The sequence below is a fragment of the Rhizobium viscosum genome (genome assembly GCF_014873945.1).
In the GTDB taxonomy this organism is placed as follows: domain Bacteria; phylum Pseudomonadota; class Alphaproteobacteria; order Rhizobiales; family Rhizobiaceae; genus Rhizobium; species Rhizobium viscosum.
The window spans coordinates 4,034,096-4,049,102 of the sequence record NZ_JADBEC010000001.1 but is presented as its reverse complement, the minus strand read 5'-3'; the positions used below and the strand labels follow the sequence as shown (position 1 = coordinate 4,049,102).

Genomic DNA, 15,007 nt, shown 5'->3' with positions numbered 1-15,007 from the left:
CCGCGATCGCCCAAACACGCCTCCTAATCAGGCGCCCCGTGATCAAGCGACGACTGATCAGGCGACGGGAAGAAGCTTGACTGCGCATTTTTTGTAATCCGTCTGCTTGGAGATGGGGTCGGTGGCGTCGAGCGTGACCTTGTTGATCAACTGGCTGGCGTCGAACCACGGGACGAAAATCACGCCATGCGGCATGCGGTTGCGCCCGCGAATTTCCACGCGGCTGATGATCTCGCCGCGTCGTGACTGGATGCGCACCTCCGCGCCCTGGTTGAGGCCCATCTTCCTGGCGTCGTCGCCGTTCATGAAACAGCGCGCGCCGGGAAACGCCCGGTAGAGTTCGGGAACGCGCATCGTCATCGAGCCGGAATGCCAATGTTCGAGGACGCGGCCCGTCACGAGCCAGAAATTGAACTCGTCATCGGGCGACTCTGCGGGCGGCTCGTAAGGCACCGCCAGGATGACCGCGCGGCCGTCCTTCTGCCCGTAGAATTTCAGCCCCTCGCCCGGTTTGACGTAGGGGTCGTAGCCTTCGCGGTATCGCCACCGCGTCTCCTTGCCGTCAACGACGGGCCAGCGCATGCCGCGCACCTGATGGTACATGTCGTAGGGCGCTAGATCGTGTCCATGCCCGCGGCCGAAATGAGCATATTCCTCGAACAGCCCCTTCTGGATATAGAAACCGAAGGCCTTGGCCTCCCGGTTCTCGTATTCGGGCGAGACGTCCGACAGCGGGAATTCGTCCACGTTGCCGTTCTGGTAGAGCACCTGGTAGAGCGTCTTTCCCTTGTAATCCGGGTTCTTGTCGAGGATATCGGCGGGCCAGACCTCGTCGGTGGTGAAGCGCTTGGAGAATTCCACCAGCTGCCAGAGGTCCGAGCGGGCCTCGCCCGGAGCATTGACGAGCTGATGCCAGACATGCGTGCGCCGTTCGGCATTGCCGTAGGCGCCCTCCTTCTCCACCCACATGGCGGCCGGCAATATCAGATCGGCGCTCATGGCGGTGACTGTCGGATAGGCGTCCGAGACGACGATGAAATTGTCCGGATTGCGGTATCCCTTGTAGGTCTCGTTGCTGGTGTTGGGGGCGGCCTGGACGTTGTTGTTGACCTGCACCCAGTAGAAATTCAGCTTCCCGTCATGCAGCATGCGGTCCTGCTCGACGGCGTGATAACCGGGCTTTTCCGGCAGCAGCCCGTCCGGCAGCTTCCATATTTCCTCGGCATGCTTGCGATGCTCCGGATTGGTGACGACCATGTCGGCCGGCAGACGGTGGGCGAAGGTGCCGACCTCGCGGGCCGTGCCGCAGGCAGACGGCTGTCCGGTCAGCGAGAACGGGCTGTTGCCCGGTTCGGAAATCTTGCCGGTGAGCAGATGCAGGTTATAGACCATCTGATTGGCCCAGACGCCGCGCACATGCTGGTTGAAGCCCATGGTCCAGAGCGACATGACCTTGGTCTTGGGATCGGCGTAGAGTTCCGCAAGCTGTTCCAGGAAGGCGCTGTCGACGCCCGAAAGCTCGACCGCCTTTTCGAGCGTATATTCGGATACCATCGCCTTGAAGGCCTCGAAATCGATCGGCTCCATCTTGGCGGCGTCGGCGACACCCTTGGCCTTCATTTCGAGCGGATTGTCGGGACGCAGGCCGTAGCCGATATCGGTCGTCCCCTTCATGAACTTCGTATGCTTGTCGACGAAATCCTTGTTAACGCGGCCGGTCTGGATGATGTGGTTGGCGATGTAGTTCAGGATCGCGAGGTCCGAACCCGGCTTGAAGATCAGGGGTATGTCGGCAAGGTCCATGCTGCGATGGGTGAAGGTGGAGAGCACCGCGACCTTCACATGCTCGTGCCCGAGCCGCCTGTCGGCCACCCGCGTCCAGAGGATCGGATGCATCTCCGCCATGTTCGAACCCCAGAGCACGAAGGCATCGGCGTTTTCGAAATCGTCATAGCATCCCATCGGCTCGTCCATGCCGAAGGTGCGCATGAAGGCCACTGCAGCAGAGGCCATGCAGTGGCGTGCATTGGGATCGAGATTGTTGGAGCGGAAGCCCGCCCGCATCAGCTTTGTGGCGGCGTATCCTTCGAAGATGGTCCACTGGCCGGAGCCGAACATGCCGAGCGCCGTCGGCCCCTTTTCCTTCAGCACGCGCTTGGCCTGTGCCGCCATCACGTCGAAGGCCTCTTCCCAGGTGACGGGCTCGAATTCGCCGTCCTTGGCATAGACGCCGTCCCGCTTGCGCAGCAGCGGGCTCGTCAGCCTGTCCTTACCGTACATGATCTTGGAGAGGAAATAGCCTTTGACGCAGTTGAGGCCGCGATTGACCTCGGCTTCCATGTCGCCATGGGTCGCGACAACCTGGTTTTCCTTCACGCCCACCATGACGCCGCAGCCGGTGCCGCAGAAGCGGCATGGCGCCTTCGACCATTTGATCTCAAGGGCAGCCACCCCGCCGGGCACGGACTGCGCCGAAGCGGGCGCAGCAATGCCGGCGGTCGCAGCCGCGATCGCCGCCGCCTGCGCCTTCAGGAGATCACGCCGCGTGAGTTCGGTCGTCATCCTTTGTCTCCTTCATTTCCAATGCCTGTTCGAAAACCATGTGAGCGGCGAGCACGCCGTCCATCCCCGAAATGCCGATGAGCGTTTCCCCGAGCACGCCGGAATGCGGCCCCTCGATCACGACGACGATCTTGCCCGCGCCCGTTCCGTGAACTTCGACCCCTTCGATTTCTGCCAGACGCGCCGCCACATCTTCGGTCAGTTCCGGGCGGGTGATGACGACGGCGCTGGAGACGTGATGGCGGCTGTCAGCCATGGGCTGCCTCCCGATGGCGGGGTTTCATCACAATTGCATCGGCTGGACAGACCGAAATGCAGGCGCCGCATCCCGTACAGGCATGCGCATCGAGCTCGGGAACGAACGGCCCGCCGAGCCGCGGCCAAAACCGGATGGCGCCTTCAGGACAGCTGTCGCGGCAGGCCTGACAGTCGACGTAATTATTGGCGAGGCACCCGTCATCGATAAGAGCATGATGGGCAAAGCCAGCTGCGGGACCAGCCGGAAAGACAGTCTCGGGACATCGCTCCGCGCACTGGCCGCAAAAGGTGCATTCGCCCTGGCTGAAGTCCACGACCGGAACGCCCGCACGGATCGAGATGATCTTCGTCGGACAGGCATCGACGCAGGCGCCGCAGCCCGAACAGCTTCGAACGGATGTTTCAGTCGCGCCGGGAGGAAAGATCCCCCCGGGAGGAAAGATCCTACCCGGATCTTCCGGGGACCTGCCGGTCAGGAAATCGCGTCGGGTGCGTGTCGAGAGAACCATGAACCGATCCTCACTCTACCGAGGCTGAAGGCGCGGGCTTCACGTCATGAGGCCCCGGCGGCCCGTAAACGATCTGGTACATCCAGACCGCGAAGCCATAACCGCCGACGACCCCGACAGCGACCACGGGCCAGATCCCGAAGGCGAGCACGGCGAAGGTCAACAGTTCCCGCCTGCGCTTCTTCCTGAACTCTCCAACAGAATCCGTGATTTGAGCCACATCGTCCTCCCAGAGTTGCTAATCAAGCTGTCACAACCCCTCAAGCATGTCCAGCCAATCTCCATCCGCCATCGCGACTTCCGCAAGCGATTCGCGATCAGGAGACCGGGTATGGGAGGACAGATATCGCACCCTCGCCCGGCAGTCCTTGACAGAGATCAAGTAGGCAGCCGCGAGATTGAATGCGCAAGGCACCAGACCCGGGACGTGCCGGCCCAAACTTGCCGGATCGGCGCACCTGCCAACCTTCATTCCCGTGACAGCCGGCCGCGCCTCTTTCCGGCATCAGATCCTCATGGACGTGACGGGGCGCGCAAGGCCGGTTCCGGTTGCCGCGCGCGGATTATTCGGCATCATCTGTCGGCTTCCCGCCCGCCGGTCCGTCTTGAGAGGCAGACAGAGCAAGGAGAACGATCATGACCATTACCATTACCGCCTTCGAACGATCGCCTGATCGCGGCCGGGGTCTGGCGCGTGACATGCGCGTTCGCTGGGCGCTCGAGGAAGCGGCCCAGCCCTATGACGTCCGCCTTCTCTCGTTCAAGGCGATGAAAGAGCCAGCCCATCTCGCGCTTCAGCCCTTCGGGCAGATTCCGACCTATGAGGAAGGCGATCTCGCCCTCTTCGAATCCGGCGCCATCATCCTGCATATTGCCGAGCACCATCCAGGCCTGCTGCCGGATGACAAGAATGCCCGCGCCCGCGCCATCGCCTGGATCTTCGCCGCCGTCTCCACGATGGAACCCGTCATCGTCGACCGCGAGACCGCGAGATTCGAAGAGGGCAAGGAGAGCTGGTACGAGGAACACCTGGCCCATGTCGAAAGACGCATCCGCAAGCGCCTCGGCGAACTCTCCGCCCGCCTCGGCGATGCCGAATGGCTGGACGGCAATTTCAGCGCCGGCGACCTGCAGATGATCTCGGTGCTCCTGAGATTGAAGGGCTCGGAAATCCTCCGGGATTATCCGAACCTCTCAGCCTATGTGGAGCGCGGCGAAGCCCGCACCGCCTATCGGCGCGCCTTCGCGGCACAGAAGGCGGTGTTCCTGGCGGTATCGGCTGGCGGGTGAACGTCTGATCAAGGCCGATAGGCGGCGAAAGCCTTAGCCGCCTTGCGCCAATAGGAGACCTACACTTCGTGTGGAACGATAACGGATCAGGGTGGAAAGCGGTCATTTGCCTGGGCTTCGGGAAAGATTGCGTTACGGCCGGAATCGGTCGTTTGATCTTCTGCCTCTCGCAGCAGGCCCTCGAGGCGGGTCGCCCATTCCCTGTTGCCATCTCTGAACGGACCAAGCGCATCGCCGGCAGGCTCCGGGAGATCGCCTGCAGCGGCGCGGAAACGGCGAGCCTCCTGGCTATGTCCCAGGGCCGCATGGCAGCACGCCTGGATGCGGAGCAGCGCCGGCCAGTCAGGCCGCGCTTTTAGCGCCACACGCCCCGTGTCAAGCGCGCCCTCGACGTCGCCCGAGAAGAACAGCGCAAGCATCAGAAGACTGAACCAGACCGCATTCTGCGGATCATGGGGGTTGAGTTCGAGGCCCCGAGCCAGCGGCTTTTGCGCGCCGGCCGCATCGCCCACGAAAAGGCGGGCCATGCCGAGGACGAGATACCCCAGGGCGAAACTCGGACCGAGTTCGATGGACCGCTCGGCCGCGAGGATCGCCTGGTCGGCCCTGCCTGTGTAGGCCGACACAATCGCCAGCGCATAGTGCGCATACGGATTCCGGGCGTCGAGATATATCGCCCGCAAGGCCGCATCGAGGCCTTCCTTCCCGTCCGCAGCGGGATTCTCTGTCCAGCCGTAGGCGATAAGGCCTGCGTTGACCCGTGCCCGCCAGATCTGCGCCTCCGGAAGCATGGGATCGAGCTCCGCGGCCTCTCGAAAGAACCGCCTTGCGAGAAGATGGGTTGGCTGCGTGACCTTGTGAAATTTGAATGTACCTTGCCGTACAAGGTCCCATGCGGTCACGTTGCCGGTGTGCGGAGCAACCGGAAGTCCATGCCGCAACAAGAGCTCGGGCTCGACCGCCGCTGCGATCCGCTCGGCAATGGCGTCCTGCACCGCAAATACCTCGGCCACCTGAAGATCGTAATGTTCGGACCAGACGGTGGCGCCCTTCATTGCGTCGGCGAGGTGAACCGATATCCGCATCCGATCGCCGGTATGCCGGATGGCTCCATCCACCAGAAAATCAACGCCCAGTTCGTGCGCGATAGACTTCGGATCCCTCGGGCCATTCCTCCTTGCGAAACTCGCCCCGCGCGACGCGACACGAAACCATCGGAACCGGGCGAGCGCCATGATCAGGTCGTCGGCGATACCGTCGGCCAGATATTGTCTCTCGGCATCCCCGCCAAGATCCTCGAAAGGCAGGACTGCGATCGCGGGGCTGGATCTCGCCTCCGCATGCCCTTCGCTGCCGGAGCCTTCGGGCCGGCTCTCCACCGGACCGGAAAATCTGTATCCGACCCGCGGGACCGTGATGATCCAGTCGCCGCCGTCCGATGCCGGGCCGAGCAGCTTGCGAAGGGCAGCAATCTGAACGGAAAGATTACTCTCCTCGACGGCGAGGCCCGGCCAAGCGGCATCCATCAGCGCCGACTTGGCGACGATACGCCCATCTGCCGCGAGCAGCACGGCAAGCAGCGAAGCGCCGCGGGCGCCGATGGCGACAGGCCTGTTGTCACGGAGAAGGCATCCGTTCTCGGTAATGAACTCGAAGGGGCCGAATATAAGGTGCTGGGTGTCCATGATTTGGGAATGATACGCCCGATTTCGCAGTTTTCGGAATTTTTCGGCCTTGTTTCAGGACTTGCCCTGGCTCCGCGCGCAGATTCAGCTCCATGCAGCAGTTGCGATGGAGGGAACGATGAAGAACGAAGCAATGCAGCCGAAAAATGCTCACGCATTGACCGCGAAAATCGTACGCGGCGGTCAGAGCTATGTCGCCGAGCAGGGATCTGTCTATCGCTCCGGCGTCTCGGCGGAGAGCGCCGGATCCAGCATGCTGTGGCTCGGGATGATCACGCTACCCGCAGGAAGACGAACCAGCGCCCATCGCCATCAGGGACACGAGACGGCCCTGCTTATGACCGCGGGCAAAGAGATCGAGATTTGGTCGGGGGCCGAGCTCGAACGGTGCGAAAAGCTCCTCCCCGGCGACTACCTGTTCATTCCGGCCGGCGTTCCGCACGTGGCTGTCAATCGCAGCACGGAAAACGCCGAGTTCCTCGGTGCCCGCAACGACCCCGCAGCGAACGAGAGCGTCGTGCTGATGCCGGAACTCGACGGCATCGTACCCTGATCAGGCTAGGAGATGCGTTATGGCGATCATCGAACAACGTCTGGCCGCTATGGGCCTGGAACTGCCCGAGCCTCTGAAAGTTCGCGAGGGGCTGCGTTTGCCTTTCGCCTGGGTCCGGGTGCGCGGCACCCGTGCCTACATTTCGGGTCACGTCGCGTGCAACCGGGATGGGACATTGGCAAAACCCCTCGGCAAGGTCGGGACCGAGGTTTCGCCTGAAGAGGGTTACGCATCAGCGCGGCTCGTTGCCCTGGCTCATCTCGCAAGCCTCAAGCGGGCTGTCGGAGATCTCGATCGGGTTACGGCCTGGCTGCGCGTCTTCGCCATGGTGAATGTTGCTCCGGGATTCAATGAGACCCCGCTGGTCACAAACGGTTATTCCGATTTGATACTGGAACTGTACGGCCCTGACGCCGGCGCCCACGCCCGCTCGTCCATCGGCATGGCCATCCCGTTGAATGCGCCTGTAAACTGCGAAGCGGAAGTGGAAATTGACGGGGACCGCTTAGAGGCGGTTTACGACATTTACGGGGTGCGGCGCGAATGACCGGTCACGGCGTTATGAGCAGTCATTGCAGGGGCGATCGGCAGAAGCCGAAGCGCCCTGGCAAAAATGTGGATTTCCGCCGGGCTGCGCTATGCTTAGATGTGACAGCGATGGCGCGCTCGATCCGTCTTCCCTGCAACGTTGACAACGGAGTCACTGATGACGGTACCCGGAGAAGATCTTCCCGACTTCGAGTATTTTCCCGATCCAATCGCGAACGGCTGCGTCGTGGCCATGCGTGCGACATGCCCATGCTGCGGAAAAGACCGGGAATTCATGTACCGCGGCCCGATATACTGCAAGGAGAACATTCCGCACGTATGCCCATGGTGTATCCACAGCGGCGAAGCCGAACGGAAGTGGGATGCCTCTTTTAACGACGCCTATTCGATACCGAAAAACGTCCCGAAACAAACGATCGACACGGTGTGTAATAGGACGCCGGGATTTGAAAGCTGGCAGACCAGTCAATGGCTTTTTTCCGAGACGGACGCCATGGTGTTCGTTGGCGAGATCGATGGGGCCGCTTTGTTGGCCGAGGCGGACGATCTAAAAATGGCGGCCTGCCGGAAGGCGCTGGACGAGTGGCACTTTCCTGAAGACTTCGACTTCGCGGAAATCACCCGAGGGGGCCAGCCGGCCGTTTATCTTTTCAGAGACAGGCAATCCGGTGAGTACAGCGCATATGCTGACATGACCTGAGGCATGCGGAAAACGCCGTCGTTGTGGGCGGTACATGTCAGGCAGTCGCTCTGCGCCACGCCACAAGTGGTCAGTGGCAGTTGCTGCCGAAGCCAACTGCAAATTATGAATGTCGCCGCCGCGTGTTCGGCGTATGATCCTCCCTGGCAATCTGGGGGGATTTCCAATGCGTCATCGCACGAAAATCCGCATGGCGACGAGATCAGTGGCTGCCCTGCTGTTCACATATTTGCTGCTTGCCTATTTCGTCATTCCCGAAATCTGGATTTTTCACGATGCCGACCGCGTTGCCAAAGTTGGCAACATGGTCACGACCACCGAGCAGGGTATTCCCGGCGACCCCATCAATGTCGGTCTCGTTGGTTCGAAGGAAGAGGTCATCCGGGCCTTCGCGGCTGCCGGATGGGATCCTGCCGATAAGATTACCTTGCGCACATCGATCGATATCGGATTGAGCGTGGTGCTTGATCGGCCTGATCTCGATGCGCCGGTCAGCCCACTGCTTTTCGAGGGCAGAAAACAGGATCTGGCTTTCGAAAAGCCCGTGGGCAAAAGCGCCGACGAACGCAACCATGTTCGTTTTTGGCTGACCGAACAAACCGGCCCAAATGGCCGCCCGCACTGGCTGGGCTCGGCAAGTTTTGATCGGGGCGTCGGCTTCAGCCACGATACCGGTCAAATCACGCATCATATCGGCCCTGATATCGACGCAGAGCGAGACCTTGTCATCAGCGATCTTCTCAAGGCCGGGCAACTTTTGTCGAGCTATGAGATCAATGGCATCGGAGCGACCAAAGACGGCCGCAACGGCGGCGGCGACCCCTATTTCACCGACGGAAAGGCTCTCGTCGGCGTGCTTCGAAACCAGTAGCAGGCCGGATATTCAATGTCCTCGGCAGCCGGAAGAGCTCTCGCGTTGAGGGCCGCTCGCCGGGCTCGTTCAACCGTGAGGCGGGCGGTTACGGATTTGGGAGAATCGGGAACTCGGTAGCAATGCAGCAATTCGCAAGGGCCGCTTTGCGCCGATAGTGTTGAAAAACTCGCGCCACTGGCTGCAGTGTCAGATCGCTATTCGTCGATTCGTACGCGGCCGCCTTCGATCACGATATGACGACCCTGTAACTCGACAAAACGCCAATCCTCTTCAAGCGAGCCGTCTGGGAAAATCTGGAGGCGGTAATCGCCGGATAGCAGCAAGTCAGCCCCGCCAACGTTGTCCGCATATGCCGCGATGACGATGAGTTGCTCTGCGGTGTTCACGAAGGACTTGGTTTTTTCGTCATAGCCTTTCAGAAGTGATGCAATTCTGATGAGTTGCAGGTTTCCCGATCTGGGGTCGTCATCATCGACCTCTGTTCCTTCAGCAGGACCGACAAAGCGATCCGATGTTCCCGTAAATACTGTATCCTTTGCAACCAGACGCCACGGGCATTGAACATGTAGTGCGTAAGGACCGACAGTTCCTCGATCTGAAGGATGCTGTTGAATCTCCCCAAAATGGAAAATCTTCATGTCCGCAGCGTTGCGGGCAATACTCAATGGCAACCCCACCAGTACCTGGAGGCAACTTTCTAAGCGGATTTGACTATGGTTATCGGGCATCAAAATGAACTCGGCTAAATGAGAATTTGGTAGGACTTGGGCAGACCATTACACAGGATAAAGTTGAAATCCATCGACCTCACAATGCGGGTCTGCGTTCGGTCACGGGTTGGAAGATCGGCATTGCTGGACCACCGATGTCGTGATTCAATCGTCGCATTGATTTGCGGAGGATTGAGCGATGATGGGATACCAGACAGCTCCGGCGCAGCTCTTCTACGACTTCTGCCTTGATGATCACGTCCCCCTCGACCACATGTTGCGTGGGATCGACCGCCATCTCGAACTCGACAGCGTAAGAGCGCAGTTGAAGCCCTTCTACAGCAGCACTGGCCGTCCTTCGATTGATCCCGAACTGATGCGGATGCTGATCATCGGCTATTCCATGGGTATCCGCTCAGAGCGGCGACTATGTGAAGAGGTCCACGACAACCTGCGCTGAAGCGCGGGACTGAATGGCACGCCTATTCCGCTCAGAAGTCAGAAACGAGGGGACTAGCAGCCAATCCAGCGAATTTTTCAACAATATCCGCCAATTGGGGACATTGGTTCATGCCATTCGTTACCTTAGGAAGCAGCCGGCGTGAGCATGAAGACTACTGATATCACCAGGTGGATATGTCCTTGAAGCGCCGCAGTGCGCCCCATACCAAGCTTTGAGGTTCCGACGGACAAGGTCAGCGCAGGCAGCGTTGCCGCTGCCCCCTTATGATGGCCCTGTTGGTCAATGCGAGTAGTGGCTGGCTGGCAGGATCGACTCGGCACGAGACCGGTCGGCCGCCATCGACCAGATTTCCTCGGCAAGTACGTCGGGATCGATCGTCGTGAGGCGCGGATCATCGAGCGGCAGGCCATTTGCGGCCGCGACTCGAAGGCCGGTGGAGTTGTCGATCATGGCACCGATGTGGAGCATCCCGGCGAACACGCCGCGCGCCTTGATCTCTTCGTGGAGCCCGAGGATGTAATTGCGCGTAGCGGCAAAGGCCGGGCCTGGGCCGCTCATTCCGGCCATTGGCGTTACCGCCGAAAGGCCGTCCGCGACGATGATCGCTCCATTGCCGCGAGCAAGCATACCCGGCAATACCGCACGGACGACTTCGACTGGAGCCAAGGTCAGGATATTGACGAGTTCCTTGAGTGAGGCTGCCGTCAGATCGACAGCCGGAAGCATACGAAAGCTGCCGACAGGTGCGAAAACGGCGGTGTGAATTGGACCTGACTTACCCTCGATCTTTCCCACCAAAGCCGCGATTGCGTCGATCTCATTGAGATCGCCGGGAAAGGCAGCTGCGTCTATGCCGTCCGCCGATAACTCGGACACCCTCTGGTCAAGAGACTGGGCGTTGCGAGCGACGAGGGCAACGCGGAACCCGGCCTTTCCATAGCGCCTTGCGACGGAAGCACCCAACCCTGTGCCGGCACCAAAAATCGCGATTGTTTTCCGGTCAGTCATGACATCTCCTGTGGTAGTATGTTTTGCTGACTAGATATGTCTGCCAGACTGCATCAGCACAAGAACGCATAATTTTAGGGCCTGGTCACATGGATTTACCTACCCCGCCGCCACAACCGGGAACGAGCATGGACTGCCGTCCAATCAGCCAGATGCTTGGCCGCATTGGTGACAAGTGGACGATCATGACGATCACGATGCTGCTCGATGGTCCGAGAAGATTTAACGAACTGCGCCGGCTTATCGGGGGCATCAGCCAGCAGATGCTGACACGGACCTTGCGCGCCCTTGAAAACGATGGTCTCGTTTCCAGAAAGGTCTATCCGACAATCCCGCCTCAGGTGGAATATAGTCTTACCACCCTCGGCAGGTCCCTTGCCGAGCCTTTGACGCAGCTGACGCGCTGGGTTCTGTCGAATATGAGTGAAATTGAGCGCAATCGCCGGGAAGCTGCCACAGATACCGCCAGATGAGAGCGCCGGGCGTCCATTCGGACCCCGCACCATCAACGCCTCAGCGCCCCCCGCCCAGAGGCGGCGGAGCCTCTGCGAAACACTCGATCAGCATTTCCGTGAGGGCGCGTATCTTCCTTGCGGGATGCGGCCCCGCCGGGCGGATCAGATATATGCCCGCCGGAGGTGGCGGATAGCGTGTCATGACCGGCACCAACGCGCCGGAAGCGACATAGTCATGGGTTACGCCTTCGGGGATCCAGGCTATGCCGAGCCCCGCCAAGGCGGCAGCGGCAAGGGCGAGCGCGTTGTCGGCCTTGAAGCGTCCCCGCGGATGAACCGTGATGATCTCGTCTCCGTCGAGGAATTGCCAGGATTCCGTTCCCTGCATGAGGGCCTCATGGCCGGCGAGCTCCGCCGGCGTCTCGGGGGATCCATGCCTCCTGATATAATCAGGGCTTGCGACCAGGTTCCCGTAGAGCGGACCGATGCGTCTTGCGACCAGGTTGGAATCCTGCAGATAGCCGACCCGGATCGCGCAATCGAAACCCTCTGCGATGAGATCGACGAAGCGATCGCTGTAGGACGTATGGATGTGCAGTTCAGGGTGGCGTTGCGCCATCTGCGCAAGCACGTGCGCGAAGTGGCTGGGGCCGAAAGACAGCGGCACGGCGACACGCAGCCGGCCGCGCAGGTCACCGGAAGGCAGGATCGTTTCTCTCGCCACGTCGATCTCGGCAGAGATCCTGGCTGCATGGTCCCGAAACGTGATCCCCGCTTCCGTGAGAGCCGCACCGCGTGTCGTCCGTGCAAGAAGCTGGACGCCGAGTTCCGCTTCAAGCCGGATGAGCCGCCGGCTGACCATCGACTTGGAGATGCCGAGCCGCCGCGCGGCCGGCGAAACGCCCCCGGCATCGGCAACTTCCACGAATGTCCTGAGATCTTCGATTTCCAACTAGCGTTCCCCATTTTGCGACACAGCTTGGCACTGACGCAGGCTACCGTATCGCAAATGGGAATAACAGTGTCCGTCTCGCGGGCGGCGCCGCTGTCAGCGCATGCCTGCGTTAGTTTCGAGAAATAAATCTAAACCGAACTCCCACACAAAACGGCAGCAGAGGATATATTCATGACCTTTCGAAATGGCCTTGCCTCGCTTCTCCGCCCCGAAGATTCCGTACTCGTTCTGATCGACCACCAGCCTTATCAGCTCACGAACCTGAACAGCCACGATCCGCAAGCTGTGGTCAACAACACGACCGCGCTGGCGAAGCTGGCAAAAGCCTTCAATGTTCCGACCATTCTCACCAGCGTGATCGCGGCGCGCGGTGGACTTCTCTTCAAGCAGATCACCGACGTATTTCCGGAGCAGGACGTCATCGATCGCACCTGGGTGAACACCTGGCAGGACGAGAATGTGGTTGATGTCGTCAAGGCGACCGGCCGCAAGCAGCTGATCATCGCCGGCCTGTGGACCGAGGTCTGCGTCGCAATGCCGGTGATCCAGGCTCTCGGCGAAGGCTGGGACGTGACCGTGATCACCGACGCGTCGGGCGGGATTTCGAAGGAGTCTCACGAAGTTGCCATCCAGCGAATGATCGCGGCCGGCGCGAACGTGATGACCGTGATGGCCCTCGCTGGCGAATGGCAACGCGATTGGGCGCGCACCGAGCATGTCGAGGAGCTGACCGAGATTCTCATCCAGCACTTCGCCGGCAGCGGCATTGCCTATCTCTGGGAACAGCAACTCCTCAACACGCCGCTACCTGATAACGCAGGCTGATGTGAGCGGGGATGACGGGAACCGGAATGAAGCGATACGAAAACGTTCATCGCTTATCCAGGCTCGTCATCCCCATCAGTTGGATGCGAAGGGTCGATATCTCTTTTGGGCCGAGAGCTGTCGTTTGCCAATTCCGGAATGCGCCCGGGGAGCAGCGAGACGACGAAATAATATTTTCGCTGGTTCAGTCAAAGCGCGTGTGTCAGTGTTTTGCAACCGACAAGGCGCGTGGCGGTGAAGGTGGCACATGTCGACAATCGAGGTCCCGGGACTGCTGTCGTTCACCATAGCGATCCTCGTGTTCTTCGCCGGTGCGAACCTTAATCGGCTCATCCCTGCCCTCACCCGCTGGAGCATCCCGGAGGCGGTCACGGGCGGGCTCCTGGCAGCACTCGTAACGCTCGCCGCCTATGAGTTCTTCGACATCGAGATCAGCTTCGCGCTTGCCGCGCGCGACGTGCTGCTGCTTTACTTTTTCACCGGCGTCGGCCTGAACGCGCGGGTCTCCGATCTCCTTGCCGGAGGCAAGCCGTTTCTCATCCTGCTGGCCCTCACGCTTGCGTTTCTTGTGATCCAGAACCTCCTTTCCATGGGGATGAGCGAGGTGCTCGATCTTCCACAAGGCATGGCAATCCTTCTCGGTTCGACCTCGCTGATCGGCGGGCACGGCACGACGATTGCCTGGGCTCCGATCGTGTCGAGCCGTTTCGGTCTCACCAATGCTCTCGAAATCGGCATTGCCAGCGCAACGCTCGGCCTGGTCATCGCCAGTCTCATCGGGGGACCGATCGCACAGTATCTGATCACCCGGAACGGCCTGAGCGGCCCCAAGGACGAGGAACTGACAATCGGCGTGTCGCGGGATGCCGTTGCCGGCCACGAAGACGATGTCAGTTATATCGGCCTGTTGCGCACATTGCTGGTCACAAATATTGCCATCATCGTCGGCTACGCCCTGCACGAGCTTATCCTTGAAGCCGGGATCAATCTTCCGCTCTTCGTCGTCTGTCTGCTGGTCGCCATCGTGATGACGAACAGCATTCCGATCCTGGCGCCGCGCTTGCCCTGGCCGACGCACACCCGCGGTCTGGCGCTCATATCCGATCTGTCGCTGAACGTATTCCTGGCGATGTCCTTGATGAGCATGCAGTTGTGGGGCCTCAGCGGGCTCGGCCTTTCGCTCGCGATCGTGCTGGCGGTGCAGACGCTTGCGGCCATCGTCTACATCATCTTCGTCGTGTTCCCGGCCATGGGGCGCAACTACAATGCGGCGGTCATTTCCGCCGGCTTTTGCGGGATTTCGCTCGGAGCAACCCCTACGGCAATAGCCAACATGACGGCGGTCACCAAAATCCACGGAGCAGCGACCATCGCGTTCATCATCCTGCCGCTCGTCTCCGCCTTCTTCATCGATCTGGCAAACGCAGCAGTGCTTGGGTTCCTTGTTCGCTGATTGGTCCAATCAGTCCCGACCAGGACAGGGATTCTCCTATTCCGGAGAATTGGGATGGTGAGGCGGGAGGTCGGCCCAATCCCGGGGACCGAAGTGAGCAGTGGGATCGTCGCCGGGCTCTTCGACCAGCAAACGCTCCGCCACACCCTTTGACCACG

At 60.5% G+C, this 15,007-nt stretch carries 16 protein-coding genes and 1 pseudogene; 9 read left to right on the top strand and 8 right to left on the bottom strand.

What is annotated here, in order from left to right:
* Positions 1 to 57: 57 nt before the first annotated feature.
* From napA to napE, 4 genes are read right to left on the bottom strand one after another with little or no spacing between them, the layout of a single operon-like run.
* On the bottom strand, positions 58 to 2,562 hold the full coding sequence (gene napA / locus H4W29_RS20050; protein WP_192730472.1) for a periplasmic nitrate reductase subunit alpha: 2,505 nt from the start codon (positions 2,560 to 2,562) through the stop codon (positions 58 to 60).
* The gene (locus H4W29_RS20045; protein WP_192730471.1) at positions 2,537 to 2,818 is read right to left on the bottom strand and encodes a chaperone NapD; all 282 of its coding nucleotides are present in this window, start codon (positions 2,816 to 2,818) and stop codon (positions 2,537 to 2,539) included. Before H4W29_RS20045 ends, napA begins: the two co-directional genes overlap by 26 nt.
* Positions 2,811 to 3,329 (bottom strand): ferredoxin-type protein NapF, encoded by a 519-nt coding sequence (locus H4W29_RS20040; RefSeq protein ID WP_192730470.1) that lies wholly within the window; start codon positions 3,327 to 3,329, stop codon positions 2,811 to 2,813. The genes H4W29_RS20045 and H4W29_RS20040 overlap by 8 nt, the downstream gene beginning before the upstream one ends.
* Positions 3,330 to 3,339: 10 nt before the next feature.
* Positions 3,340 to 3,549, bottom strand: a complete 210-nt coding sequence (napE, locus tag H4W29_RS20035) for a periplasmic nitrate reductase, NapE protein (RefSeq protein WP_192730469.1) — start codon at positions 3,547 to 3,549, stop codon at positions 3,340 to 3,342.
* Between the two features lie 416 nt (positions 3,550 to 3,965).
* Here napE and H4W29_RS20030 point away from each other — a divergent pair, with 416 nt between their 5' ends.
* The gene (locus tag H4W29_RS20030) at positions 3,966 to 4,619 is read left to right on the top strand and encodes a glutathione S-transferase family protein (protein ID WP_192730468.1); all 654 of its coding nucleotides are present in this window, start codon (positions 3,966 to 3,968) and stop codon (positions 4,617 to 4,619) included.
* 86 nt (positions 4,620 to 4,705) lie between these two features.
* On the opposite strand, the gene H4W29_RS20025 is transcribed toward H4W29_RS20030, so the two are convergent.
* Positions 4,706 to 6,304 (bottom strand): winged helix-turn-helix domain-containing protein, encoded by a 1,599-nt coding sequence (locus tag H4W29_RS20025; RefSeq protein WP_192730467.1) that lies wholly within the window; start codon positions 6,302 to 6,304, stop codon positions 4,706 to 4,708.
* A 118-nt stretch (positions 6,305 to 6,422) separates the two neighbouring features.
* Between H4W29_RS20025 and H4W29_RS20020 the strand changes: the two genes are divergently transcribed.
* From H4W29_RS20020 to H4W29_RS20005, 4 genes are all read left to right on the top strand, one after another.
* On the top strand, positions 6,423 to 6,857 hold the full coding sequence (locus tag H4W29_RS20020) for a cupin domain-containing protein (RefSeq protein WP_192730466.1): 435 nt from the start codon (positions 6,423 to 6,425) through the stop codon (positions 6,855 to 6,857).
* 19 nt (positions 6,858 to 6,876) lie between these two features.
* Positions 6,877 to 7,404, top strand: coding sequence for a RidA family protein (locus H4W29_RS20015; protein WP_192730465.1), 528 nt, complete (start codon positions 6,877 to 6,879; stop codon positions 7,402 to 7,404).
* A 159-nt stretch (positions 7,405 to 7,563) separates the two neighbouring features.
* Complete coding sequence (locus H4W29_RS20010) at positions 7,564 to 8,106, top strand: CbrC family protein (RefSeq protein ID WP_192730464.1); 543 nt, start codon at positions 7,564 to 7,566, stop codon at positions 8,104 to 8,106.
* Positions 8,107 to 8,296: 190 nt separating this feature from the next.
* Complete coding sequence (locus H4W29_RS20005; RefSeq protein ID WP_376776574.1) at positions 8,297 to 8,977, top strand: LssY C-terminal domain-containing protein; 681 nt, start codon at positions 8,297 to 8,299, stop codon at positions 8,975 to 8,977.
* A gap of 197 nt (positions 8,978 to 9,174) precedes the next feature.
* On the opposite strand, the gene H4W29_RS20000 is transcribed toward H4W29_RS20005, so the two are convergent.
* Complete coding sequence (locus H4W29_RS20000) at positions 9,175 to 9,708, bottom strand: hypothetical protein (RefSeq protein WP_192730462.1); 534 nt, start codon at positions 9,706 to 9,708, stop codon at positions 9,175 to 9,177.
* A gap of 181 nt (positions 9,709 to 9,889) precedes the next feature.
* Between H4W29_RS20000 and H4W29_RS19995 the strand changes: the two are divergent.
* Positions 9,890 to 10,144: pseudogene (locus tag H4W29_RS19995) on the top strand (transposase); the annotation flags it as partial.
* Positions 10,145 to 10,432: 288 nt separating this feature from the next.
* Here H4W29_RS19995 and H4W29_RS19990 read toward each other — a convergent pair.
* Positions 10,433 to 11,161 carry an SDR family NAD(P)-dependent oxidoreductase gene (locus tag H4W29_RS19990; RefSeq protein ID WP_192730461.1) on the bottom strand — a complete coding sequence of 243 codons (729 nt, stop codon included), beginning with the start codon at positions 11,159 to 11,161 and terminating at the stop codon, positions 10,433 to 10,435.
* A gap of 128 nt (positions 11,162 to 11,289) precedes the next feature.
* On the opposite strand from H4W29_RS19990, the gene H4W29_RS19985 reads away from it, so the two are divergent.
* Complete coding sequence (locus tag H4W29_RS19985) at positions 11,290 to 11,634, top strand: winged helix-turn-helix transcriptional regulator (RefSeq protein ID WP_246517261.1); 345 nt, start codon at positions 11,290 to 11,292, stop codon at positions 11,632 to 11,634.
* A 40-nt stretch (positions 11,635 to 11,674) separates the two neighbouring features.
* Here the strand turns inward: H4W29_RS19985 and H4W29_RS19980 are convergent, their stop codons facing one another.
* Positions 11,675 to 12,568 (bottom strand): LysR family transcriptional regulator, encoded by an 894-nt coding sequence (locus H4W29_RS19980; RefSeq protein ID WP_192730459.1) that lies wholly within the window; start codon positions 12,566 to 12,568, stop codon positions 11,675 to 11,677.
* Between the two features lie 174 nt (positions 12,569 to 12,742).
* Between H4W29_RS19980 and H4W29_RS19975 the strand changes: the two genes are divergently transcribed.
* Positions 12,743 to 13,396: a hydrolase gene (locus H4W29_RS19975; RefSeq protein ID WP_192730458.1), complete on the top strand. Its 654-nt coding sequence runs from the start codon at positions 12,743 to 12,745 to the stop codon at positions 13,394 to 13,396.
* A gap of 247 nt (positions 13,397 to 13,643) precedes the next feature.
* Positions 13,644 to 14,849, top strand: coding sequence for a sodium/glutamate symporter (gene gltS / locus H4W29_RS19970; RefSeq protein WP_192730457.1), 1,206 nt, complete (start codon positions 13,644 to 13,646; stop codon positions 14,847 to 14,849).
* Positions 14,850 to 15,007: the final 158 nt, after the last annotated feature.